The 23,024-nt window shown below is 44.9% G+C and carries 24 protein-coding genes; 9 read left to right on the top strand and 15 right to left on the bottom strand.

All coding sequences use genetic code 11. From position 1 onward, the window contains the following. The first annotated feature begins 38 nt into the window (after positions 1-38). Positions 39-245 carry a hypothetical protein gene (locus IGJ01_RS11575; RefSeq protein WP_008378986.1) on the top strand — a complete coding sequence of 69 codons (207 nt, stop codon included), beginning with the start codon at positions 39-41 and terminating at the stop codon, positions 243-245. A 143-nt stretch (positions 246-388) separates the two neighbouring features. Here IGJ01_RS11575 and IGJ01_RS11580 read toward each other — a convergent pair whose 3' ends face one another. Together IGJ01_RS11580 and pepV are read right to left on the bottom strand one after the other, a co-directional pair. Next, entirely contained in the window at positions 389-682 is a 294-nt protein-coding gene (locus IGJ01_RS11580; protein WP_016613595.1) for a hypothetical protein, read from the bottom strand. 220 nt (positions 683-902) lie between these two features. After that, positions 903-2,327, bottom strand: coding sequence for a dipeptidase PepV (gene pepV, locus IGJ01_RS11585; protein WP_008378990.1), 1,425 nt, complete (start codon positions 2,325-2,327; stop codon positions 903-905). A 159-nt stretch (positions 2,328-2,486) separates the two neighbouring features. Here pepV and IGJ01_RS11590 point away from each other — a divergent pair, with 159 nt between their 5' ends. Continuing rightward, a complete protein-coding gene (locus IGJ01_RS11590) occupies positions 2,487-3,323 on the top strand; it encodes an NAD(P)H-hydrate dehydratase (protein ID WP_430601100.1) in 837 nt (278 codons plus the stop codon). A 74-nt stretch (positions 3,324-3,397) separates the two neighbouring features. Here IGJ01_RS11590 and IGJ01_RS11595 read toward each other — a convergent pair whose 3' ends face one another. The 9 genes from IGJ01_RS11595 to IGJ01_RS11635 all read right to left on the bottom strand — a co-directional run bounded on the left by IGJ01_RS11595 (position 3,398) and on the right by IGJ01_RS11635 (position 14,645). Continuing rightward, the gene (locus IGJ01_RS11595) at positions 3,398-5,452 is read right to left on the bottom strand and encodes a beta-galactosidase (protein ID WP_430601101.1); all 2,055 of its coding nucleotides are present in this window, start codon (positions 5,450-5,452) and stop codon (positions 3,398-3,400) included. Then, positions 5,449-7,686: an alpha-galactosidase gene (locus tag IGJ01_RS11600; RefSeq protein WP_016621047.1), complete on the bottom strand. Its 2,238-nt coding sequence runs from the start codon at positions 7,684-7,686 to the stop codon at positions 5,449-5,451. Before IGJ01_RS11600 ends, IGJ01_RS11595 begins: the two co-directional genes overlap by 4 nt. 8 nt (positions 7,687-7,694) lie before the next feature. Beyond that, complete coding sequence (locus tag IGJ01_RS11605) at positions 7,695-8,162, bottom strand: hypothetical protein (protein ID WP_429960603.1); 468 nt, start codon at positions 8,160-8,162, stop codon at positions 7,695-7,697. Positions 8,163-8,215: 53 nt separating this feature from the next. After that, complete coding sequence (locus IGJ01_RS11610; protein WP_015509292.1) at positions 8,216-9,550, bottom strand: PTS sugar transporter subunit IIC; 1,335 nt, start codon at positions 9,548-9,550, stop codon at positions 8,216-8,218. Between the two features lie 99 nt (positions 9,551-9,649). Then, the gene (locus tag IGJ01_RS11615) at positions 9,650-10,684 is read right to left on the bottom strand and encodes a LacI family DNA-binding transcriptional regulator (RefSeq protein ID WP_016613602.1); all 1,035 of its coding nucleotides are present in this window, start codon (positions 10,682-10,684) and stop codon (positions 9,650-9,652) included. A gap of 141 nt (positions 10,685-10,825) precedes the next feature. After that, entirely contained in the window at positions 10,826-11,428 is a 603-nt protein-coding gene (locus IGJ01_RS11620; RefSeq protein WP_430601102.1) for a hypothetical protein, read from the bottom strand. Further along, positions 11,425-12,285, bottom strand: coding sequence for a carbohydrate ABC transporter permease (locus IGJ01_RS11625; protein ID WP_430601103.1), 861 nt, complete (start codon positions 12,283-12,285; stop codon positions 11,425-11,427). The genes IGJ01_RS11620 and IGJ01_RS11625 overlap by 4 nt, the downstream gene beginning before the upstream one ends. Beyond that, positions 12,285-13,196, bottom strand: a complete 912-nt coding sequence (locus tag IGJ01_RS11630; protein ID WP_008379008.1) for a carbohydrate ABC transporter permease — start codon at positions 13,194-13,196, stop codon at positions 12,285-12,287. Before IGJ01_RS11630 ends, IGJ01_RS11625 begins: the two co-directional genes overlap by 1 nt. A gap of 132 nt (positions 13,197-13,328) precedes the next feature. Next, positions 13,329-14,645, bottom strand: a complete 1,317-nt coding sequence (locus IGJ01_RS11635; protein WP_008379010.1) for an ABC transporter substrate-binding protein — start codon at positions 14,643-14,645, stop codon at positions 13,329-13,331. Between the two features lie 242 nt (positions 14,646-14,887). Here IGJ01_RS11635 and IGJ01_RS11640 point away from each other — a divergent pair, with 242 nt between their 5' ends. Further along, positions 14,888-15,391 carry an isochorismatase family cysteine hydrolase gene (locus tag IGJ01_RS11640; protein ID WP_430601104.1) on the top strand — a complete coding sequence of 168 codons (504 nt, stop codon included), beginning with the start codon at positions 14,888-14,890 and terminating at the stop codon, positions 15,389-15,391. 70 nt (positions 15,392-15,461) lie between these two features. On the opposite strand, the gene IGJ01_RS11645 is transcribed toward IGJ01_RS11640, so the two are convergent. Next, positions 15,462-15,746 carry a hypothetical protein gene (locus IGJ01_RS11645; RefSeq protein WP_005234711.1) on the bottom strand — a complete coding sequence of 95 codons (285 nt, stop codon included), beginning with the start codon at positions 15,744-15,746 and terminating at the stop codon, positions 15,462-15,464. A 288-nt stretch (positions 15,747-16,034) separates the two neighbouring features. Here IGJ01_RS11645 and IGJ01_RS11650 point away from each other — a divergent pair, with 288 nt between their 5' ends. From IGJ01_RS11650 to IGJ01_RS11665, 4 genes are all read left to right on the top strand, one after another. Further along, positions 16,035-17,168 carry an alcohol dehydrogenase catalytic domain-containing protein gene (locus IGJ01_RS11650; protein WP_430601105.1) on the top strand — a complete coding sequence of 378 codons (1,134 nt, stop codon included), beginning with the start codon at positions 16,035-16,037 and terminating at the stop codon, positions 17,166-17,168. A gap of 19 nt (positions 17,169-17,187) precedes the next feature. Continuing rightward, positions 17,188-17,532: a YrhK family protein gene (locus IGJ01_RS11655; RefSeq protein WP_005234707.1), complete on the top strand. Its 345-nt coding sequence runs from the start codon at positions 17,188-17,190 to the stop codon at positions 17,530-17,532. A 28-nt stretch (positions 17,533-17,560) separates the two neighbouring features. Further along, entirely contained in the window at positions 17,561-17,776 is a 216-nt protein-coding gene (locus tag IGJ01_RS11660) for a DUF378 domain-containing protein (protein ID WP_008379021.1), read from the top strand. Between the two features lie 181 nt (positions 17,777-17,957). Continuing rightward, on the top strand, positions 17,958-18,800 hold the full coding sequence (locus IGJ01_RS11665; RefSeq protein WP_008379024.1) for a hypothetical protein: 843 nt from the start codon (positions 17,958-17,960) through the stop codon (positions 18,798-18,800). A 63-nt stretch (positions 18,801-18,863) separates the two neighbouring features. On the opposite strand, the gene IGJ01_RS11670 is transcribed toward IGJ01_RS11665, so the two are convergent. The 3 genes from IGJ01_RS11670 to IGJ01_RS11680 form a co-directional block, all read right to left on the bottom strand. Continuing rightward, positions 18,864-19,643 carry a sulfite exporter TauE/SafE family protein gene (locus IGJ01_RS11670; protein WP_194199665.1) on the bottom strand — a complete coding sequence of 260 codons (780 nt, stop codon included), beginning with the start codon at positions 19,641-19,643 and terminating at the stop codon, positions 18,864-18,866. 99 nt (positions 19,644-19,742) lie between these two features. Continuing rightward, positions 19,743-20,477, bottom strand: a complete 735-nt coding sequence (locus IGJ01_RS11675) for an ABC transporter permease (protein ID WP_005234686.1) — start codon at positions 20,475-20,477, stop codon at positions 19,743-19,745. After that, positions 20,474-21,193 carry an ABC transporter ATP-binding protein gene (locus IGJ01_RS11680; RefSeq protein ID WP_034878447.1) on the bottom strand — a complete coding sequence of 240 codons (720 nt, stop codon included), beginning with the start codon at positions 21,191-21,193 and terminating at the stop codon, positions 20,474-20,476. The genes IGJ01_RS11675 and IGJ01_RS11680 overlap by 4 nt, the downstream gene beginning before the upstream one ends. Before the next feature lie 96 nt (positions 21,194-21,289). Between IGJ01_RS11680 and IGJ01_RS11685 the strand changes: the two genes are divergently transcribed. Together IGJ01_RS11685 and IGJ01_RS11690 are read left to right on the top strand one after the other, a co-directional pair. Next, entirely contained in the window at positions 21,290-22,042 is a 753-nt protein-coding gene (locus tag IGJ01_RS11685; protein ID WP_429967500.1) for a polysaccharide deacetylase family protein, read from the top strand. After that, positions 22,039-23,016 carry an ABC transporter substrate-binding protein gene (locus tag IGJ01_RS11690; protein ID WP_430601106.1) on the top strand — a complete coding sequence of 326 codons (978 nt, stop codon included), beginning with the start codon at positions 22,039-22,041 and terminating at the stop codon, positions 23,014-23,016. The genes IGJ01_RS11685 and IGJ01_RS11690 overlap by 4 nt, the downstream gene beginning before the upstream one ends. The last annotated feature ends 8 nt before the right edge of the window (positions 23,017-23,024 follow it).

The raw sequence follows: 23,024 nt of genomic DNA on the forward strand, positions 1-23,024 counted from the left end.
AAAACCCCTCTATACTAAAAAGAAAGGGGTTTTTCACAATGACGAAAAAACCGCCGCAAACGTCTGAAGAAAAAGAAGCCGCTTCTAACAATATGGGATTGGGGATCGGTGTCGGAATGGCCTTAGGTGCTGCATTTGGGATGCTGTTTTTTGACAACCTGGCATTAGGCATGGGTTTAGGCATCGCACTAGGTGTAGCGATCGGTGCCGGCATGGATCAAAAAAGCAACAAAGACAAGAAATAGCTGAATCAAAGAGCTGTGTTTATCTGTCACAGCTTGCTGCCGAGTAAATACCCAAAAAGCCTAGGTTCTGCACTTGTTGTACAGGACCTAGGCTTTTTTGCTACTTCGAGCAATATTCTCGAAAGCAGCTGCTTCACAGTTGGTTACAGCAGATTTCTTTTCGCCATTTCCGCGCGATACAGTTCATAGACCGCATCACTTTGCTTTGCATGGCTGCGGTAAAAGAGCCCATAAGAGAAAATCGCTTGGAAATTGCTTCCTTGATTTGCTCGTGCTACAGCGTGGTACAAATTCGCCAATTGCTGATCAGACATCTTCCCGCTTTTGATTCGTTTGGCAACTGCTTTTTGGGAAAGGGTAAATAAAACCGTCGTAAATATTTGATAAACCACCCAAATCGCCAGAATAACCAAAATAAATTTCACCAAATCAGGCATCACTTTTCAACTCCTTACAAAAAGTAAATCATTCGGATGATTTGATGTCAATAATAAAATAACCCAACGAAAATAAAATATTTATTTTCTAAAGTAATAAAATAACAGTACGACAATGATTAAAACAATCAGTCGTACTGCTATTCCTTTATTGCCTCTATTCATCTAAGTATCAATAAATCGACTCCGCTAAAAAAGAATAGACGGTATCAATGTCTCTTTATTTCGCCAAACGGTAGATAGCATCTGCATAGATCACCGCTGCGTTGAATAGGTCATCCAAGCTCATGAATTCATTGGCTTGGTGCATGGTATCAACATAGCCTGGGAACATTGCGCCATAGGCAACGCCGCGTTTCAATAGACGGCCGTATGTGCCGCCGCCGATGATTTGTTCAAAGCCTTTTTCGCCGGTATGTTCTTCATAAACCGCCAATAAAGTTTCTACCAATGGATCATCTGCTGGCACGTAGTGAGGTTCCATGTTGCGGTCATTGCGAGTAACGGTGGCCCCTTCCATACCGACGGTGCGTTCCACACCGATTTCAAGTCCTTCCGCAGTTACCCCTTTAGGATAACGGAAGTTCAAGGCGATAAAGTTGTCTGCTTGCGTTCCTGCTTGGTTCGCTTTAAAAGCAAACAAGCCAGCATTCATAGTTAATTTACCCATTTTTTCGTCTTCGTACGCCACACCTAATTTTTCACCGTAGAAATCTTCATGGACATAGGCTGCTGCTGCATGGATGAATTGTTTTGCGCCGCCGCCAAAGGCATAGTTATCTAAGAAGACAGCTAAGAAGGTTCCCGCATTGATTCCTGATTGTGGGCTGGCACCATGGGCACCTTTACCGACTAATTCGATCGTCACTTGTTCATTTTCTGTTTCAATTGTGCCCGTCACTGGATTGGCTTCAACGTAATCGAAAAAGGCTTTTTCGATCGCTAATGCTTCTTCTGTTGATGGAGCAATGAAGCTTGCCGTTGCCGTTCCTGGTACCATATTTTCTCGCAAGCCAGCAGTGAAGCTTTGCAGCGTGAAGTCTCCTTCATTGTTGCCTTGGAAATGGATCCCTAATGTCACATTTCCTTTTTCTCCATTGATGATTGGGAAATTGGCATCTGGCGAGAAGCCAAAATCAGGCTTTTCTTCATGCTCAAAGTAGTAATCCATATCTGCCCAGCCGCTTTCTTCATCAGAACCAACGACAAAACGGATTTTTTTCGATAATGGCAAGCCCAATTCTTTAATGATTTTCATCCCATAATAGGCGGCCATTGAAGGACCTTTATCATCAGAAGAACCACGAGCATAGATTTTGTTGTCATTGATGACTGGATCATAAGGATCGGTTGACCAGCCGTCACCTGCAGGAACAACATCCATGTGACCGAAGATCCCTAATGTTTCGTCTCCTTCACCAAATTCGATGTGACCAGCGTAATTATCGACGTTTTTGACTGTGAAGCCATCACGTTCGCCATAAGCTAGCATGTGTAGCAACGCATCACGAGGTCCAGGACCAAATGGCGCGTCCGCAGTCACTTTATCATCTTCTCTTTCACTTTTCACTTTCAATAGATCAATCAAGTCGTTCAGCAAATCGTCTTTGCGGGCTTCGACCTCTTTTTTCCAATCGATTGTCATAGTGTTCCCTCCATTTCTGTTCTCGCTATTTATGATAACACTCTTAAACCAAAAAAGGAAAAAAAATTGCGCCTTTTTCCATGGGTCTTTTCTATGAAATTTCTAGGAAACAGGTATAATAAATATAACTCGATTTTGATTAACGAAAGGAGTCATTGCATGGAGCAACTTGATTCTGCGATTTTATCCCAAGTGATCCAACAGCGCCCGACAAAAAGCCACAAAGGTACCTTTGGCCGGGCCGTTTTAGTAGGGGGCAACCGCCAATTCGGTGGGGCGATCTTAATGGCGGCGCAAGCCTGTGTATATGGGGGAACTGGTTTGACCACTGTGATCTCCGATGGCGTCAACCGAACCGCCCTGCACGCCCGCTTGCCTGAAGCGATGTTTGTCGATTGGCAGCAAACAGAACTGATCGATACGGTCACCGAATCGGCGGACGTCCTACTGATTGGTCCCGGATTAGGAGAAGGAAAAAGCAATTTTGATCTGCTGCAGCGGATCGTTTCTGCCCAAAAAGAACACCAATGGTTGGTGATCGATGGTTCGGCGATCAATTTGGCTGCCAAATATCCGCTGATCATCCCCTTTCCTGAACAAGTCGTCTTCACGCCGCATCAGATGGAATGGCAACGGCTCAGCGGACTGGCAATTGCCGACCAGACCGAAGAAAACAATCAGCAAGCCCAACAAAAACTCGGAAGTCTGGTGGTCTTAAAAAGCCATCGCACGCAAATTTACGGTAGCAGCATCGCCCAAAATCCCCTAGGAACACCCGCAATGGCGACTGGTGGGATGGGTGATACGCTGGCAGGCATGATTACCAGCTTTTTGGCACAGTTTGAAAAAACAGAGGAAACGATCCACGCGGCTGTCTATCTCCATAGCCTGATTGGCGAAGCCTTGGCAAAAGAGCACTATGTCGTGTTGCCGACACAAATCAGTGCCGCATTGCCTCAATGGATGAAAAAGCACCAAGCAGCCGATCCAGAATGATTTCTGATAAACCATTCATCAAAAAAACGTCCCTTTCTGCATTTGTCGAAAGGGACGTTTTTTCCAATGGTCAGCTAATTGTTAAAATAAACCACTCGCACTTCATACGGCGCCAAGGTTGCTGTTTGAGGGACTGCTTGATTGGTCTCTAAATCAACGACTTCTTTGATCAAGTGTAGTGTCTGCTCTTTCTCAGAAAAATTCATGATGAAAAAGTACGTTCGTTCTGGACTGATCCTGCCTTGGATCGAGACTGCAGGATTGGCATGCGCGATCCTTTCCTCTGCCAAGGACAGCTCACGGACCAAAGAGGCATAAAACTGTTCGAAAAAGTCATAGTTGGTGCGAGCCGCCAGATAGTAGGCGGTGCCTGCACCAAAGGTATGTTTGGTGATCGCAGGTGTTCCTTGGTAAAAATCCGCTTGATACACCCCTAGTACCTCCGCTGTTTCGGCTTCGATGATTGCAGAATAGTCCCGTGTTTCAAAGGGCTGTCCTTGAAAAACCACTTGATTGTGTTCAGTGTCAAAAAGAGTTTCCAGCTCCAGCACGTTGATGCCTAATAACCCTCGCAACGGCTGTGGCAAGCCCCCCAGATACAACAGGTCGGTTTCATTGACCATGCCGCTAAAGTAACTGGAAATCAAGGTACCACCAGCTTCCGTGTACTGGCAAAGTTTTGCCATCGTCTCCGAGGTCATCAAGTAAAGCATCGGAGCGATCACCAACCGATAGTCAGAAAAATCTTGCTCTGGCGTCAAAATATCGACAGCGATGTCTTGTTCCCAGAAATAACGATAATGCTCCTGCAACGTTTGCGGATACCGTCTGGTTGGTCGACCAAACCCGCCGCCTCGCTTCAATGCCCAGTTGCTTTCCCAGTCAAAAAGGATCGCCACTGCTTTTTTTCTTGTGGTTCCTTGAATCTCTTTGATTTTTTCCAAGCGCTTGCCGTAAGCCGCAACTTCTTTGAAGACCCTATTCTCCGTGGAATCATCATGTCCCACGACTGCCCCATGGAATTTTTCTGAATTGCCGCGGGATTGGCGCCATTGAAAATACAAGGTACTATCTGAGCCGTGAGCGATCTGCTGCATGGCACTCAACTGATGGACACCAGGCTTTTTCGCTTTATTGAAGGAATGCCAGTTAACAAAACTCGGCGTGCATTCCATCACTAAAAAGGGCTGTTTCTTCAAAGACCAGTACTGGTCATGCACATAGGCAGATTTCATTGCTGTCGCTGTCAAAGATTCAAAGTTGTTGTTCCAATCAGGGTAACTATCCCAGCTAACGATGTCCACATGACGAGCAAACTTGCTGTAGTCAATGCCTTCCAAAGGAATAAAGTCTTGGGTAGCATGTCCTTCCGCCATAAAATTCGTCGTCACAGGAATGTCCGGTGTCAGTTGGCGAATCGGCGTACATTCATGCAAATAAAAATCGATCGTCCTATCTGTAACAAATCGTTTCCAATCAAGATCCATGCCATGCACTTTGTGTTCTCCTAGAGGCGAAGGCGGTAAAACCTGCGACCAATCGGAGTACGTACCACTCCAAAAAGAAGTCCACCAGGCATGATTCAACGTGGCTAAATCACCATATTTCTTTTGCAGCCAACTGCGCCAGTTTTCTTGACAATAGGAGCAAAAGCATTCCCCAGAGTACTCATTGGAGATATGCCACATGGCTAATGCCGGATGCTTGCCGTAACGTTTTGCCAACTGCTGATTGATTTGCGTCACCTTTTCCCGATAGATCGGTGAAGAGTAACAGTGATTGTGGCGAAACCCATGGGTATGTTTTTGCCCTTGGGCGTTGGTCCGATTGACTTCGGGATACTTTTGGCTCAGCCACTGAGGACGCCCACCGCTAGGAGTGGCCAAAATGACTTTGCCGCCGATGCCATGGATCTGATCAAACACACGATCCAACCAGTCAAACTGATAAACGCCTTCTTGCGGCTCTAAGGCACTCCAAGCAAACACCCCTAATGTGACGGTGTTGACATGGGCTTGCTGCATATAAGCAAGATCCTTTTGCAAGATTTCTGGATAAGCCAGCCATTGATCGGGGTTGTAATCCCCACCATGCATAAACTGCTGATCAAACAATTGATTGCTCATCATTCTGCTCCTTTTTTGGCTTGTAACTGGTATACAAATGATTGAAAATCGCCAGTGACTTGCGCCGTTCCATGGTTGACGGCATTAAACTGATAGGGTTTACGCAACCCTAATTGCCTTAACAGCTGACCAGAGACGGGTTCGCCATTGACCTGATACACCTGTTGGCCATCGAGAAAGGCTGCGGGCAAAAAGTCTTCCGCCGTCGGATTGGCTTGTGCCAACACGCGAAAGAAAGCAACCAATGCTTCTTCATTTTGCGGATCATACACCGCCCAAGTTTTTTCATTGGCATGTTCCAACTGCTGCAGCTGGTAAAAAGTGCCAAAGGTCAGCAATTGCCGCTGTTTTTTATAAAAGACGATTTGGGATTTGATCGCCTGCTTTTCGGTTTCAGACAAGTGAAAGAGATCGAGTTCATACCCCAAAGGCCCAAACATTGCGACGGTTTGCCGAAAGGCTAAAGACGTTGCCCGGCCGACTTGGTGGTTTGGTGCCGCCGACACGTGATTGCTGAAGGAGGACAAAGGATACCCTAACAATGTTCCGCTTTGGATCGCTAAACGTTCCACTGCATCACTATCATCACTAGGCCAAATCTGCGGACTGTAAAACAAGATTCCCAAATCGTATCTGCCCCCGCCGCCAGCACAGCCTTCGATCAAAAGGGTCGGAAACGCCGCTAAGATTTTTTCATATAAGCGATAAAGGCCTAAAATATAACGATGATAAAACTCCGTCTGAGAAATTCCCTGTTCCGCTAAGTAAGTAGAGTAAGCTTCCGTGATATTGCGGTTCATATCCCATTTGATGTAATCCAGCTTGGTTTCAAGGATCACTTTTTGCATCGCTTCGAAAATTGCCTCAACCACTGCTGGATTGGCAAAATCCAACACGTATTGCCCGCGCCCCACAGAGATCCGCTCATAAGGATGCTTGACTACCCACTCAGGATGCTCTTGGTACAACTGACTATCTGGCGAAACCATTTCCGGTTCAAACCAAATCCCCAGCTGCAGCTGCATGGCATGAATTTTCTCAGCAAAAGACCCGATTCCTTTTGGAAATTTGGCAGGGTCCGCCACCCAATCGCCTAATGAACTGCGGTCGTTGTTACGTTTTCCAAACCAACCATCATCCAGCACAAAGCACTCCATCCCTAACGCCTTGCTTTCTTGGGCTAAGGTCAACAGCTTCTCTTCATTAAAATCAAAATAAGTCGCTTCCCAGTTATTAAAGACGATCGGCCGCTGCCGCTTTTGCCAATAAGGGGCAATCACATGCTTTTCGATAAATTGGGCGGATTCTTGACTCAAGCCATTCAGACCAGCAGCGGTGAAGGTGAAGAGACATTCTGGTGCTTCAAAGGTTTCTCCTTGTGAAAGCTGCCAGCTGAAATGCTCAGGATGTATCCCCAACATCAATCGAACGTTGTCCCACTCATCCATTTCCGCTTGCGCCAAAAAGTTACCAGAATAAATCAGGTTGGCACCGTAGACGTGACCAGTGTCATTGGTGGCTTGCTGTTCTTTTAAGGCAACAAAAGGATTGTGCTGATGACCAGACGCTCCTTTTAACGAGCCGACACTGATCGTCCCTTGGGTCAAAGGAACCGTCTTGATATGTCGTTCTTTTAGCCATGCGCCTGAAAGATGCAGCAGTTCAAAATCACGATTTTTCAGCTCCAAGACACCACTCAAAAAGCGCTGGATGGTTCTAGGCTTGCTCCCCGTATTGGTCAATGTTTGCTGCCGCGTGATGGTGCCTGATCCTTTGAAGATCGTATAGGTGATCGCCAGTTCCAGCTGCCGCTCTTGATCTACCAATTCAAAGACGATGCTTTGGCTTTCATCGGCAGCCGCGAAGCTGGCTGGTTGCGCCAGCTTTCGTTCTTTGCCCTCAAAACAGTGAAAAGCCACAAGTTTAAAATCAACATAAAGTGGGGTTTCTTCCTCAAAAACCGACACTGCACCTTCTCGAAAATCAGAAGTCCCATACGTTGGCAATTCTTGAAAACGGTCTGCCAAGGTAAAAAGATTGTCTGCTTCAAAAAATTTGACGGTTCCTGCCGATTTATTCTCTTTTTTCTCAAGGTACGCTTGATCAAACGGCGCCAGTGTGCCTAAAGATGGCCCAAAATAGACATGACCCAGTTGCTGATTTGGTAACACATTTATGATATAACTGATTTTTTCATTGTATAAGTGAAAGAGTTGTTCGTTCTTTATTTCTATCATTACTATCCTCAATTTTCCCCATTTTTTTCATTTGTCCCTGCTCGTTGACAAGCTGCTTCAAGATAACGCAAGCGTTTTTTGACACCACGATTGAAAAAGAATTTGTAAAACAGCGCCGCCAACATAAAGCTGTAGGTTGTTTTCTGCTGCTCAAAACGGCTTTGTTCCGAATACGTGACTTGCAGCTTCCCTTTTCGTCCTGGAGCAAAACTATACCGTTGATCGATCACTCCTTCTTCATGGGTCGTACGAAGCCACAGCTCATCAGCGGCAATTTTTTTGACCGTCATAACGGCTGGTACCATCCGCGGAGCGGTTTTGTTTTGAATCATCGTTTCAATACGGCAACCTTCCCCGAACGGTTCTTGGGCTTGTTTGGCTCGAAAGAATTTCTCTTGTTCCGCCAATAACACACGGGAAAAATCCGTAGATGTGGTATTCATTTGATAACTACAAGACAAAGTATCGGTTCTCATCACAAATTCCTTTCTAAAGGGTGCGCGTATTGCATTCCTTTCCGTTTCTGGGCTTATCTTTCTTCTACCCTTTGATTGATCGTCTCAGATGTCGCTTGTTCATTTAATGCCGCTTCCGCTTTTTCTTCTTTCAAGTAGCCGCGATCCATTACGATCAAGAATGGCACCCAGATCAAGGTCATTACGGCAACCGTCACTAACTGTAAGATTGCGCCGGCAACAGAACCCGTGCCTAACCAACCAGATAAGAAGACCGGGGTCGTCCAAACCACCGTTGCTCCGATTGGTCGTGGCACCAAGCCTGCGGCAATCGCAAAGTAAGAGATCGTCGTACTAGCTAATGGCGCTAAGATCCATGGGACAAAAGCGATCGGGTTCAAGACGATCGGCAAACCAAAGGTCATCGGTTCAGATACGTTGAAAACAGATGGCGCGATCACGGTCTTCATTAATTTTTTCATCCGAATCGAACGAGCGATAAAGAAGGCCATCGTAATCGAGATCCCCAACTGCATTCCTTGATTGACGAACACGCCCATAAACGTAGTGTTAATGATATGGGGCAATTGTTCAGCCCCTGCTTTGTAAGCTTCATAGTTTTCGATCGCTAACGCATTCATGATTGGATCGATCACCGCATTGACCACTAGTGTCCCGTGAATCCCAAACCACCAGAAGAATTGGGTGAACAAGACGGCGATCAGTACTGCTGGCAACGTACCGCCTAAGCCCATCAATGGTTTTTGCAAAATCTCATAAACGAAATCAACGGCATTGCCCCATGAAGTAAAGGTGAACAAGTAGCGGATCAAATTGAAAAGGAACAACGGTGCCGCCCCAGGAATGATGGCGACAAATGATTCTGCGATCATTGGCGGAACCGAATCTGGCATTTTGATCGTCAGCCCAGCCGCACTGATTTTGCAATAGATCTGCGTAGCGATAATGGCCGTGATGATTCCGACAAACATTCCCTCAGCCCCTAATTTCGACAAGGGGATCACTGTACCTAACTCTTCGGATGAGCCAAAAGGCAGCAGCATCAAAAACGAAGACAGTGAGATGGCACCCGCAAATAATTTGGCTTGTCCATATTTGCCAGCCAACTGATAGCCGATCCCAAAAACAACGAAAATAGCGGTGATACTCATGGTCGCATTTCCGATAGGACCAAAAAAGTCGTTTAGAAACGTGATGAATCCCTCTGGAAGTTTTTCCGAGAGTCCGAAAGTAGCAGGCAGATTTTGAATAATAATCATAATTGACGCAAACATTGTCGCAGGAAAAGCGACCATAAACCCATCACGCAGACTTAACAAGTATTTGTTGTTGGCAATGATCTGAGCAAAAGGCACCATCTTTTCGGCTAATTTATCAATAAACTTCATTTCGTTTTCTCCTTTATTTTTAACTGTAAACGTTTACTACAGTCAGTATAGTTGTTTAGTTAATGTTTACACAACCCCTAAAATAAAAAAGATCAGACGTCACTGATCTTTTTCGGCAATCGATTCTCTAATGATCAATTCACTGCCACAAACGACGCGAACCGGCATCGTCCGCACCCCTAGGATTTTATTTTTCGCTAATTCGACACTCATCTGCCCCATCTCTTCGGCTTTCATCTTGACGGAGGACAGTGCGGGCGTCATAAATTGCGCCATTTCGATATCATCAAAACTAACGACTGACACATCTTTAGGAATCGATAGCCCCGCTTCAGCGAGTGCCTTGTAAACCCCGACAGCCATAGGATCGCTGGCAACTACGATCGCTGTGGGGCGAGGATTCATTTGCGCGATCTGCTGACCAAAATGCAAACCAGTCTCTGGTGACCATTTCCCCTGCAGCACGGTTGTGAACTTTTCCAATTTATTGAGCAACATCCATTGGCGGTAGTTTTCTGCTCGAATCTCTTGTTCATCGTAAACGACTTCGCCAGAAATCGTCACTCGGCTGGCAACACCACCCACAAAGGCGATATGCTCATGACCCTTCTCTTTTAACATCGTGAGGATCTGGTGGGTCTTTTGGGCAAAATCGGTTTGGATGCAATCGTAGCTAGGTGCTTCACTATAATTATCCACCAGGATAATATTGGCATTTTGCTGACTGATCTCTGCCAAAGCATCGCTGGTCATCTCTCCAATAATAATGACTGCGCCGTACTTCGCCAATTGTGCCAAATCTTTTTGAGGCTCCCGCATGGAAAAGGCCCGAATCGTTTTTAAGCGCCACTTCGCCGCTTCCTTTTCGATCCCATTGCGGATCATCATAAAATACGGATCGTTTCTTTCCGACTCTCGATCGTGGCGGGTAATGATGGCAATCGTGTTTTGGTCGCCGACTTCACGGGAATGGGGTTGATTTTTTTCTTTTGAATAATTCATTTGGTTGGCGATCTCAATGACTCGTTGACGCGTGTGTTCATTGATACTGAAGGTTTCATCATTGTTAAGGATTCTAGAAACACTTGCTACCGACACCCCGGCTAATTTCGCGATATCTCTCATACTTGCCATAGCTGCACCTCATCTGTTTACTGTTTACTAAATTTACATTCAGCATAGGCATAATTTTCGACCCTGTCAACCTTCTTTTCACAAAAAAAACGGAACTCCCTAGCTTTTCACTAAAGAAGTTCCGGGATACCCGTTTGTTTTCTATTTAAACGCTTTGTCACAGAGCACAACATTGACCAAATACAAGGTGCTGATTCCTAAGACCAATAAGTAGACAGGACCAAACAGCAAAAAGGTCAAGACAAGCGTCACCGTTACTAAAAGATGCGCCAGTACTCGTTTTGGTGAACGCGCAAACTGATAAAAACTATAAAATAATGAGATAGGCTGCTGCGGATAGGTGTGAAGCAGCCTCGTTTGATAAAGTAAGACCAAGCAAAACAAGCCAAAGGTGAGCGCTAACGCGTAACTAGCGATCTGAAACAGCGGGTGCTGCAGACGGCGAAAGACAAAGCTGTCCACTAAAAGCAGCAGAAAGAATAGACTGAGCAAACGATCTTGCCCTTTTCTCGTTGCCCGCTGTTGATGAAACACCTGCTGAAAACGAGCTTTGCTACTTGCTTCCAAGCCATCATTCCGCAGTTCCATCAACGTCTCGATCAATGCTCGACTAGCAGTGGTACTGGTGATCAAAGGCAAGGAATACAACAGCCACATGCCTTGTAAAACCAGTAAATGCGGAAGCCAGTTGATGCCAGTCAACAGCGCTTGGTTCAAGCGTTGCGGCGTGACTTTTGTTCTCATCCTTTGGAACCTCCCGTCAGATCCATTCCTTCAATAAAGTAGCGTTGTGCGAGGAAGAACAGCAAGATCGTCGGTAATAACACAAGCGTTGCTCCTGCCATCAAGTAGTTCCACTGGGTCGTTGATTGGTTTTGGAAGACTTGCAGGCCAATCTGCAGCGTGTACTTTTCTTGGTTTTGAATATACAGTAACGGCCCTAAGAAATCATTCCACGCCACATTGAAGGAGTTGATGGCAATCGTGATCAGTGCGGGTTTCGTCAATGGGATCATTAGATGGCTCCAAATATAAAGATGATTGGCGCCATCGATCTTAGCGGCTTCAATCAATTCATTGTTGACAGACAAGTAAAACTGCCGCATCAAGAAAATGTTAAAGGCGTTCCCGAAAAACGCTGGAACGATCAGCGGCAGATAGGTGCCGACCCAGCCGATTTTGGAAAACAAGACATACTGCGGGATCATCGTCACAAAGCCAGGAATCATCATCGTAGACAAGACGAGGGCAAAGATCAAATTTTTTCCTGGAAAGGCCAATTTTGCAAACCCATAAGCAATGAAGGAATTTGATAAGACATTCCCGAAGACCACTAAGACGGTAATGAATAACGTATTTTTTGCATACTGCCAAAAAGGAAAGGCGTTGATGGTCTCCAAATAATTGCCAAGATTGATTTCTTCTGGGAAAAAGGTCGGCGGGTAACGCACGATCTCCTCCATCGGTTTCAATGACGTAAAGACCATCCACAGCAACGGAATCAGCAGCACGATCCCGATGATCGACATCACCACATAGCTGATGATTTTCTTGACTCGCTGTTGGCTTGATTTGCTTCGCGTTTTTGTCGTCATTTCCATTAGCTGCCACCTCCGGTATAGTGAACCCAGCGTGGTGCCAGCTTGAGATTGATAAAGGTCAAGACTAAGACGATCAAGAACAAGATCATCGACATGGCCATCGCATAACCCATATCAAAGGCAACAAATGCTTTGTTCCACATATGCAAATTATAGAATAGCAGCGAATTCGCCGGACCGCCGGTACCATTTTTGGTCATCACGTATGCTTCTTGGAAAATTTGAAAAGAACCGATCGTTGAAGTAATCACATCATAAAAGATGATCGGCGTGATCAAAGGAATCGTAATATTTTTGAATTTCGCCCAAACCCCCGCTCCATCGATCTCAGCCGATTCGTACAGCGTCGGCGAAATATTTTGCAAGGTAGCTAGATACAAGAGCATCGCGCCCCCTGAACTCCAAATCTTCATCAAAATCAACGCTGGTTTCGTCCATTCTGGATCAAACAGCCATGCCGGACCTTTGATATTGAACCAGCTCAAGAAGGTATTGATCAATCCTGCGGAAGGAGATAATAATTGCATCCATAAGACGTAGACGGCAACCCCTGAAAGGATCGCTGGTAAGTAAAAGGTCGTTCGGAAAAAACTGATTCCGCGGATTTTTTGATTCAGTAAAGTGGCTAGAAAAACACTGAATAACGTTGTTAAGGGAACATTGAAGAGTACAAAATACGCCGTGTTATAAAGAGATTTCCAAAACAGGGTATCTTGCGTAAACATGCGGGTAAAGTTCTTAAAGCCGATAAAATTCATTTTTGAAGTCAGATTGTAATCGGTAAAGCTTCCTACGAAGGAAAACAGCATGGGCCCTAACATAAAGATCACGAACCCAAGCAAAAATGGTGCTACGAAGAAGTAGCCCCAAAGAGCTTCTTGCCGTTTACTTTTTGAACGCTTCTTTGGCATTCCTTCCACTCCATTCTATTTTTACTCATTGTTTATTCAAGAAAACACGTCCGCTTCGCAAAGCGGAAAGCAAAGCCCAGTCCGCTAACCGACTGGACTTTCCTTCTTTTTTAAAAACGCTCGTTTTGAAATTTATTTGTTTTGCTCAACGAGATCTTCCACCGCTTTTTGCGCATCTGCCAACCCTTCAGCCGGTGTTTTGCTGCCCAGCATGATTTGGTCGATCTGTTCATTGACAAGACTGCTGAAATCAGGCGCTGTCAATGGTACAGGTGTGATCACCGTATTGGCAAAGTTTTCATCTGCCATTTGGTAGATCATTTGGCCGTTTTCATCTAGATTGTCGTTGTTGACCAAGTTTTCGTTGGCTGTTCGATTCGCCATGATATCAAAGCTTTTCTCACCAAATTTCTCTTGAACTTCTGGTGTCGACAAGTATTTGATAAACTCATAGGACGCTTCAGGATCTTTGGCTCCGTATGGCACTTCTAAGACGAACCCGCCACCCCATGACCAGTGACCAGAACCACTTTCTTTTTCAGGAATTTGAATGACCCCAAATTCAAAGTCATCCGGTGCATTTTCCGCTAAACTTGAGTAGTAGTTGATGTTTTGCGCACGCATCGCCACTAATCCAGAAATGAATGGATCGGCAACACCTGAACCAAATTCAGCTTCTAACCGATTGATGGTATCTTGACCATAATACTCTTGCCAGTCTAAGATCCATTCCAACGCTTCCACTTTGTTGTCTGTATCGATTTTGACGTTCTCATCCTTGTCAAACCAGCTGACGCCATCGTCGGCATTCAAGGCCCACACATCGGCTCCTAAATTCCACAATGGGTAAAAACCGATCCGCTCAAAGTCATCACCGTTTTTGACATCTAATTTACGAGCAACTGTTTCTAACTCCTCCCACGTTTGGGGCAGTTGCTCTTCACTGATACCTGCCTCTTTAAAGAGTGTCTTGTTGTAGAAAATCACTTGCGTATCTGTATTGAAAGGAACAGCATACGCATCCCCTTCATACTCCACCGTATCCCATAATTGCGGATAAAATTCATCAGAAAAGCCTTCTTCGATATACTCGCTTAAATTTGTTGCTTGCTGCGCTTCTGCCCGCTGAGCAACAGAATTAATATCTTGTACAATAACATCAGGCGGATTACCAGCAGTGATCGACGACAGTGATTTTGTCCAAATATCGCCCCAAGGCTGGTAGCTGTATTTGACCTCGATTTTATCTTGTGACGCATTAAAATCATCAATAATTTCTTCAATTACTTCTTGTCTTGCACCAGACCCCCAGAAGGACCAAAAATCCAACGTCGTTTTGCCATCTGCTGACTCATTCCCCGAGGAATCAGCGGTTTCACTATTGCCACATCCTGCCGCCAGTACACCAACTGAAAAAAGCAAAGTCCCCATATAAAATAACTTTCTCATTTAACCTAACCTACTTTCATTTATTTTTAATGTACTATTTAAAAGCTATCACTACTTCTTCTTTTCAGCAAACAAAAAGCATCGTTATTCGAATAAAAAAATAACATTTTTACCGTTTCACGATAAGAAGAGCGTTTTCTTTGAAAATTTAAAAAAAGTGGGGCATCATAGAAATAGCACCTATTTTTCAACCTCTCGTTAGATCATTTGAAAAACGATGTTTATAGAAAGGGAGTAACCACATGCTAGTCATTGTCGATATGCAAAACCAAATTCTCGATGAAGCGAACGAAGCGTATGTGCCAGATAGCGCCGCTCTCGTCAAACGAATCGCCAAGCGCCTAGAACAAGCGCGGGCGAATGGGGAGTACATCTTACACACCCGCGACATCCCAATCGAAGTCAAAGGAACGCCTGATGAAGAAGCCGCTGCCCTGCAGCTTATCCCAGAACTTAAGCCTCTCGAAAATGAAAAAGTCGTCAAGAAATACTATTACAGTATTCCACCTGAAGTCTTGATCGACATCAAGAAAAATCTATTTAAGCCTGAAGAAGAAAAGAAAATCGAAATCACCGGTGTTGAAACCAACATCTGCGTCCTTTCCAATACGATCGAGATCCAAAGCGCCTTTCCTGACGCTGATTTCACCATCAATAAAACATTAGTCGCCGGTAAAAATCACGAGTCGCAAGGACTCGACATCTTACGAGACTTCAATGTCCAAATCATTGATGGAACAAAATAAACCAATGACCAATAAATAACGAAAGCTCCCTGTTCAAGGAACAGAGAGCTTTTTCAATTTAATTATTCATTCAATTCATTGAGCCATCTAATAGCTCGGTCGGAATTTCAATTCGAACCTCATTTTCTGTCTGACAGTTTGGACATACGAAGGTTCCTTCGATGGCTTCCTTCACTTCCCCGTAAGTATAATGAATAGCGATTTCATCTTCTGCCAATTCATTCGTTTCCAACGGTGGTACCATGGTTAATTGCCCCTCGCTGTCTTCTTGTAAATGAACGACTAGCTTCCCATCAAAGTTTTCATTGCAATTGGTGCAGGAAGCTTTTCCTCGAATCGTTAGATCCATGATCATCCCTCCTCATTTCTTGTCACTGGTTGATGCAGGTTCCAGTAGATACTCGTAACACATGCATGCTTCACTTTAATAGTGTCACGCTTTCACTTTTTTAGCAAATCATCTGTTTTTCTTTTTTTAAACCATTGATGAAGAAAAATCCTAATCAACCGTTTTGAGCGTTTTCGTTGTCAAATCGTTAAAATCCTTGCAGAATTAACTTATCTGTTACTGAAAAGTAAAAACATGTTGTTGGAAAAATTAGTGATTGTCCGAACTTATCTGAACAAACAAGGAGGAAAAATGATGCAAGCAGTAACCTGGCAAGGAAATCAAAAAATGGACGTTCGCCGTGTAGAAGATCCAACGATTTTAGAACCGACGGATGCGATCATCCGAATCACCGCAACTGCAATCTGCGGCTCTGATCTCCACCTTTACCACCATGGCGGCTCGGTTTTGGAAGAAGGCTATGTCGTTGGTCACGAACCAATGGGTATTGTCGAAGAAGTCGGCAGTCAAGTACAGAAACTAAAAAAAGGCGACCGCGTCGTCATCCCTTTCAATATCGGTTGCGGCCATTGCCACTTTTGTCAAAATGAGATGGAAAGTCAATGCGACAATTCTTCAGAAGATACATTGTATGGCGGCTTATTCGGTTTTGGAAAAATGAACGGCAACCACTGGGGCGGTCAAGCCGAATTCTTGCGCGTACCGTTCGCAGATTTCACCTCGTTTATCGTACCTGAATCAACGATCCCTGATGAAAAAGTATTGTTTTTATCTGACATCTTACCTACAGCATTTTGGAGCGTCCAAAATGCCGGCGTCAAAAAAGATGATACCGTGATCGTCTTAGGCTCAGGACCAGTTGGCTTGTTTGCGCAAAAATTTGCTGTGATGGCAGGCGCTAAGCGGGTGATTGCCGTGGACCCTGTTGCTCATCGCCTAGAAAAAGCCAGCAGCTACAATCAAGTCGAAACATTCCAATTGGATGATCTGGCTACTAGTGCCGATGAATTGTATGAGCTGACCAAAGGTGGCGCTGATGTGATCATCGACTGTGTTGGGATGGATGGTTTAGAACCCGTCAAAGAAAAAGCCAAAAATCTAGTCAGCTTGCAAAGTGGAACAATCTCACCGATCCAGATGGCCGCCAAGGCAGTCAAAAAATTTGGTACCGTCCAAATCACTGGCGTTTACATGACACCTGCTTCTTCTTATCCATTGCAAGAATTCTTTATGCGCAACATTGATGTCAAACACGGGCAAGCACCTGTGATCCATTTGATGCCAAAAATTTATGATATGATCGCGGACGGTTTGTTTGACCCGTCACAGATCATCACCCACACGATGCCTTTAGCAGATGCTGCCAAAGCGTATGAGATTTTTGACAAAAAAGAAGACGAGAACATCAAAGTTGTCTTGAAACCTTAGCACAAATAAAGGAGCAGTGATGGCACCTATGCCAAAAATCAAACGGAGTGAACATCAATTCGATCCTGGAAAAGAAGAAGATGTGATCATCAAGGCAAGTCGCTTTCGCATCTACTTTCAAAATCGCTACATGTTGATCTCACTTACGAATGATATTTTGACGGGCTTGTTTTATATTTTCGGGAGTATCGTTTCATTAACTAGCTTACCTGCGATTTACGGAACGATCGCCTATTTGATCGGCGGTGTCTTTTTGACCATTCGCCCGCTGATTAAAATCGTTCGCCATGTCTATATCTATAATGATCGCAATCAAGAAGGCGAGAAAGAAAAAGATGTCACCATCACCGACGATGAACGTTGATGGGGCGACAACTAGAGAGGAGTTTCCTATGTTAAAAACATTTGATGGGATCGCACTGACACTATTGATCATCGGTGGGATCAATTGGCTGCTGGTCGGCGCCTTCGAGTTTGACCTTGTCGCAGCGATCACCGGCGGCAGCACGTCGATCATTGCCCGCGTCATTTATATTCTAGTTGGGATCAGCGCATTGTATAGCCTAAAATTCTTTCCAGCTATCGCCCGCCAACAAACACTCGACTAAATGAAAATAAAACCTGCATCTGCGGTGTGCTGACCCCAAAAAAGTTAGATTTTTGGTCTAACTTTTTGAGGTCGCATCTGTGGATGTAGTTTTTTTGTCTACAATCATTGAAAAAAAACACCAGTTGTACTACTCTTGTATTTAACCTACTATTTTCGAAAATATAAAAAGGACGTGACTCATGACCCCACCTACTAGACCCTCGCTGATACGTCGGATACTCGGTCGGATGCTTTTGCTATTGATTTTCTTATTTATTCTAGGTATTATTGGCGGAATTATTGTTTTAAATAACCTCACCATCGCGGAAAACTGGTTTGGTCTGAATGAATACCAAGTCGTTGAAACCAGGCATCAGATCATTCGTTTGTTCCCCTACTTTTGGGTAGCAGGGATCCTGCTGGTCTTTTTGATCGGTCTGATCATCGGCCTCAAAAAACACAAAAAATCGCCATTTTACTGGTTATTCTCATTGCTCTTGCTACCAGCGATTCTCTTTTGTATTGGCGTAGTTTCCACCTTTTTACCTGTAGACCGCCAACTCTTTCGAGAAGAAACCAGTGCCAAAGAAATTATGGCGGCGCTGCCAAATCAATCTTCATTCAAGGACAAAGAGCTGCAACTGGTCAGCTATAGTTTTCACATCCGCAATGTCCCGCTAAAAAGCGGCATTTATGCAGTTGCGCGAGTGATCAATCCAAACACAGGCCTACAAGACGAGTATTGGTATTACCCAGAAAATCTGTTGACCAAATGGAAAAAAGACGACGATACGATCGAGCTTTCGATGGAAGATACCATTGCCTTTGATGCCATCGACTGGGGCGTCATTCCCAAGATCATCAAGGATTCTGAGGCGCGAGCAGCTCAGCTAGATCACTATGTTCCTGGCGTCAGCATCGTCATTTTAAACGGCTTCCAAGGTGAATGGACTTGGACCGTTGGTTTAAATGGGATTCGTAATCGAACCGAGATCAATTATGTCTATGATCTCAAAGGAAATTATCAATCCGAATGGCAATAAAACAAGCGGCACCTATCCCTGTGAATAGGTGCCGCTTTTTCATAGTTAAGCAAGCCGATTGAATTAGAAAAATAGTTGCATGCCATTGTAAATATTGATCAGCAAAACCAAAACGATCACTGTTTGAAAAACCAGTGTCACCCGCTGGGGCGAAAGGACATTGCTAGCCTTTGCCCCGATGAGTCCCCCAACAATGGCTGCCGGAATGACAAACCATAAAACCTTGAGGTCATATAGACCAAAACCTGTCGAAAAAGCGATCGTCAAAATTTTTGCCAGCTGTGAGAAAAAAATCGTACAAATGGAATAAATCGTCGCCTCTTTGATCGGCATGGCAAACAGCAGCATCAATAAAGAAACATTGATGGGTCCGCCGCCGATCCCCAGCAAACTGGCTAAAAAACCAAGGATCAAGCCGCAAGCTGTATACCAGCCGACTTTTTCCAACGCAAACCCGCGCCAGTTATATTTTGTATACAAAAAAGCAAACAATAGTGTCAGCACAGTCAAAAGGATTTGGATCAGCTGAACCATCTTGTCGTCTCGAAAGACCAGCAATAGTCGTTCAAAGGCAACATTTCCTAAGATACCACCTAACACAGCGCCGCCAGAAATCCACAAGGCAATCGACCAATTGATTTTCCGTCCACTGGCTAATTGTCTAGCTGTCGAAACGATGGACATCGTGAAGACCGCTGTCGCCGAGTAAAAAGAGATCGCAGCAACAGAATGGGCACCGATAAAATCGAAAATCGGTTTGATCAATACACCACCACCCATACCCGAAACAGCGCCTACTGCATTCGCCAAAACAATGACAATAAAATAGATAAACCCTATCACTCGCTCACTCCTTAGTATTGCGATCAACTTCGTTTTTCTTGCTCGATCGCTCTTTCTTATCAATAAATACTATCATACAATGGAGCAACCATTCATTTTCTAAGATTGCCGGTAACGGCAAACCACTCTTTCCAACCAATCGATACTGGCAAAAAGCAGATAGCCCATCAAAGCAATCAGAAGGATCCCGGAAAGCATTTGCGGGTAGTCCATTTTTGACCACGCACTTAAGATCAGATAGCCGACACCATACGTCGTGTTGTAGTTTTCGGCAAAAAAGAGGGAAGCCAACGCAATCCCGATACTGACCCGCACACTGGCAAAAAGTGCGGGCATGAGTGCGGGCAAAATAACGAAGCGCAAGACATGGCGCCATTGATTGGTATAATTTTTCATGACCTGAAAGTAAGCTGACGGGATCTTTGTGACTGCATCACGAATCGAGACGATCACTTGAATGACGATTACCGCAAAAATCAAGAGAACTTTTGAGAGATTGCCTAAGCCAAAGAAAATCATAAAGACGGGTAAAAACGCAACTTTAGGAATCGGATATAAAAAGTAAAGCAGTGGACCAAGCAGCCGATCCACTCTTTGGGATCGCCCAATCAAGATTCCTAACGGCACCCCGACTAGCAACGCCCCACTCAACGCCGCAAATACCCGCAGCAAACTGGCACCTGCGTGGATCAGCAAGACTTCTCGCAATGCCCAAAAACGTTCAGCTGTTTCTAAAGGATTAGGCAGTGAGCGATTGTTGGTCACCCAGCTTACACCCCACCAAACCACGACAAACGAACAGAAGCCCCAAGCAAAAGATTTGATGGTTTTCATTGCCTTGCCTCCCTCATTTGTTCTTTCAACTGCAAGACGACTTCATAAAAAGCCAATGAGTCTCGTTCCTGCTGGCGGCCATAAAAAGGATTACTGATCGGCGTAACGCCCTGATCTTTTAGCAACAAAATCGTCTGCCCCAAAAACACTGCCTCTTCTGGATCGTGGGTCACCACGATCAAGCTGTTTTGTCTACGCTGCTGTTGGGCAGCGATCATGGCTTGGGCGTTTGCTTTGGTTTCTTGATCCAGCGAAGCAGTCGGCTCATCCAATAATAAAACATCGGGCTGTGTGATCAGTCCCCGCCCCATGGCGGTCCGTTGTTTTTGACCGCCACTAAGCTGATGTGGATAGCGGTCCTGCACCTGCGTCAATCCCAACTCCGCCAAACAGCTTGTGACCCGTTTTTTACGGCTCTCACTGGGTGTTTGATTGATAAGCAGCGGCATTTCCAGTGCTTGGTAAACTGTTTGCCAAGGAAACAAATGCAGTTCTTGGAAAACGACCTCGATGTTGTCAGGGGAACAGCCTTGGTAAGTGATCGTGCCTGATTGCGGTCGCTGCAACCCTTTGATCAAGGATAAAAGCGTGCTTTTGCCAATCCCCGATTCTCCCAGCAGCACATAGGTCGTTCCTTGTTCAAAACAAAACGAAAGATCCTTAAAAATGACGGTTTCCCCATACGTAAAGGAAACGGAATCGAATCGAATACTCATCAGAGAATAAACTTCTTTCTTAAAATTATTTGTGTTAGTTTTCACATTTTATGCTATACTATTTTTTGCGTGATTGACAAGAAAGGATGGTTTATGATGTTTCAGACCCTCGTATTTCATGAAATACGTCCCGAAGCAGAACTTTATGATCAGGTGCGCCCGATCAAAGTCGCAGACGGCTATCAAGATGCCTTGCCTCTGCCCTTATTCAATAGCACTTCTCATTTTAAACAACAAATCGACTTTTTGAAAGCAGAAAATTACCATACGTTGACCCTTGCAGAAGTCAAAGATTTTTATTTCCGGCAGCAGCCGCTACCAGAAAAATCCGTGTTGCTGACCTTTGACGACTGTTATCAATCAATGAAAGAATATGCCTACCCACTGTTGAAGGAAGCTGGTTTCAAGGCCACTGCCTTTGTCGTGACCGGCTGGCTTTTTGATGCCCCTCAGCCTTACGAACCAGAAGTTTCGCGGACATTGAGCAGTGCCGAATTAGCCGAAATGAGCGATGTCTTCGAATATGCCAATCATACCGCTCATTTTCACGAACGCAAGGACCAGCAAGGGCGGTCAATGTGGGAAACACCGGCAGCCTTTGCGCAAGACTTACGAAGCTGCAATCAGCACGTGGCCATCAAGGATGTTTTTGCCTATCCCTTTGGCTTTTATGATCAGCAGACGATCGCAACACTAGAAAAGGAAGGCTTTGTTCTGGCATTTACAACCAAACCTGGCATCAATACGACAAAAACCAAGCCAATGGAACTCCATCGGGCTGTCATCCCGTTCTCACTACCAATGGCTGCTTTTGAACAACGATTTAGAAACGAGGAAATGAACCAATGAAAAAAACGATTTTAGCAAGTATCCTAGCACTATTCGCTGTCGGCGCTGCCGCCTGCGGCAACACTGGCGAAACAGCAAGTACCAGCAATTCCAGCACTAGCAGTACAGAAGCTGCGGTCACGGATCAAACATTGACGATCGGGGTGTTACCAGCAGAATCAGCGATTCCGATCATTCTAGCAAAAGAAGAAGGCTTTTTCGAAAAGCAAGGATTGACTGTGGAACTCAAATCCTTCACTTCCCCAAATGACCGCAATGTGGCAGTGCAGGCAGGCGAGTTGGATGGTACGATCAGCGATGTCATGACAGAAGCGACCTTCAAGCAAAACGGCATCGATATGACGATCACTTCTGATATTTTGGAAAACTTCAAGATTCTCGCTTCACCGAATTCAGGGATTACTGAGATGAAAGGGTTAGCGGATAAAAAAATCACCCTTGTACCGAATTTCATTTTAGAATACATCATGGATCAATTTGCACAAGAAAATGATTTTACTTATGACATCGTGGATATCGCTTCTTTTTCTGCCCGTTCCGAAGCATTGCTCAATGACCAAGTCGATGGCGCTGTTTATACGGAACCGCAAGCCAGCATGTTGGCTGCCCAAGGGGCGATTGTTTTAGGCAGCTCTAAAGATGCTGGCATCAAAGGCGGGACGCTGCAATTTATGGACGAAGTCATCCAAAATCGACCGCAAGACCTAAAAGCATTCTACACTGCTTACAACGAAGCCATCGATTACATGAATGCTCATTCAGCAACAGACTATGCCGACATCTTGGCAGACTATCAATTTCCAGATGCTATGAGTACTTACTTAGACAGCCAGGAAGACTATCCTTATGCCCAAGCTGTACCGCAAGAGCAATACGACGCGATCATTGCTTGGACGAAAGACAAAGGACAAATCGACAAAGCATATTCCTACAACGAGTTGACCAATTTCGATTTTTTACCCGCTGACGAATAAGAAAAGAC

It is taken from the genome of Enterococcus sp. AZ089, from assembly GCF_050547225.1.
GTDB lineage: Bacteria > Bacillota > Bacilli > Lactobacillales > Enterococcaceae > Enterococcus_D > Enterococcus_D entomosocium.

Excerpts from the sequence above, each read along its gene's own strand:
- IGJ01_RS11625 (WP_430601103.1), bottom strand. The coding sequence starts at position 12,285 with ATGGAAATGACGACAAAAACGCGAAGCAAATCAAGCCAACAGCGAGTC.
- IGJ01_RS11600 (WP_016621047.1), bottom strand. The coding sequence starts at position 7,686 with ATGATAGAAATAAAGAACGAACAACTCTTTCACTTATACAATGAAAAA.
- IGJ01_RS11640 (WP_430601104.1), top strand. The coding sequence starts at position 14,888 with ATGCTAGTCATTGTCGATATGCAAAACCAAATTCTCGATGAAGCGAAC.
- IGJ01_RS11580 (WP_016613595.1), bottom strand. The coding sequence starts at position 682 with ATGCCTGATTTGGTGAAATTTATTTTGGTTATTCTGGCGATTTGGGTG.
- IGJ01_RS11690 (WP_430601106.1), top strand. The coding sequence starts at position 22,039 with ATGAAAAAAACGATTTTAGCAAGTATCCTAGCACTATTCGCTGTCGGC.
- IGJ01_RS11605 (WP_429960603.1), bottom strand. The coding sequence starts at position 8,162 with ATGAGAACCGATACTTTGTCTTGTAGTTATCAAATGAATACCACATCT.
- IGJ01_RS11635 (WP_008379010.1), bottom strand. The coding sequence starts at position 14,645 with ATGAGAAAGTTATTTTATATGGGGACTTTGCTTTTTTCAGTTGGTGTA.
- IGJ01_RS11610 (WP_015509292.1), bottom strand. The coding sequence starts at position 9,550 with ATGAAGTTTATTGATAAATTAGCCGAAAAGATGGTGCCTTTTGCTCAG.
- IGJ01_RS11620 (WP_430601102.1), bottom strand. The coding sequence starts at position 11,428 with ATGAGAACAAAAGTCACGCCGCAACGCTTGAACCAAGCGCTGTTGACT.
- IGJ01_RS11650 (WP_430601105.1), top strand. The coding sequence starts at position 16,035 with ATGCAAGCAGTAACCTGGCAAGGAAATCAAAAAATGGACGTTCGCCGT.
- IGJ01_RS11595 (WP_430601101.1), bottom strand. The coding sequence starts at position 5,452 with ATGATGAGCAATCAATTGTTTGATCAGCAGTTTATGCATGGTGGGGAT.
- IGJ01_RS11655 (WP_005234707.1), top strand. The coding sequence starts at position 17,188 with ATGGCACCTATGCCAAAAATCAAACGGAGTGAACATCAATTCGATCCT.
- IGJ01_RS11645 (WP_005234711.1), bottom strand. The coding sequence starts at position 15,746 with ATGATCATGGATCTAACGATTCGAGGAAAAGCTTCCTGCACCAATTGC.
- pepV (WP_008378990.1), bottom strand. The coding sequence starts at position 2,327 with ATGACAATCGATTGGAAAAAAGAGGTCGAAGCCCGCAAAGACGATTTG.
- IGJ01_RS11665 (WP_008379024.1), top strand. The coding sequence starts at position 17,958 with ATGACCCCACCTACTAGACCCTCGCTGATACGTCGGATACTCGGTCGG.
- IGJ01_RS11685 (WP_429967500.1), top strand. The coding sequence starts at position 21,290 with ATGTTTCAGACCCTCGTATTTCATGAAATACGTCCCGAAGCAGAACTT.
- IGJ01_RS11575 (WP_008378986.1), top strand. The coding sequence starts at position 39 with ATGACGAAAAAACCGCCGCAAACGTCTGAAGAAAAAGAAGCCGCTTCT.
- IGJ01_RS11615 (WP_016613602.1), bottom strand. The coding sequence starts at position 10,684 with ATGGCAAGTATGAGAGATATCGCGAAATTAGCCGGGGTGTCGGTAGCA.
- IGJ01_RS11630 (WP_008379008.1), bottom strand. The coding sequence starts at position 13,196 with ATGCCAAAGAAGCGTTCAAAAAGTAAACGGCAAGAAGCTCTTTGGGGC.
- IGJ01_RS11590 (WP_430601100.1), top strand. The coding sequence starts at position 2,487 with ATGGAGCAACTTGATTCTGCGATTTTATCCCAAGTGATCCAACAGCGC.
- IGJ01_RS11675 (WP_005234686.1), bottom strand. The coding sequence starts at position 20,477 with ATGAAAACCATCAAATCTTTTGCTTGGGGCTTCTGTTCGTTTGTCGTG.
- IGJ01_RS11680 (WP_034878447.1), bottom strand. The coding sequence starts at position 21,193 with ATGAGTATTCGATTCGATTCCGTTTCCTTTACGTATGGGGAAACCGTC.
- IGJ01_RS11660 (WP_008379021.1), top strand. The coding sequence starts at position 17,561 with ATGTTAAAAACATTTGATGGGATCGCACTGACACTATTGATCATCGGT.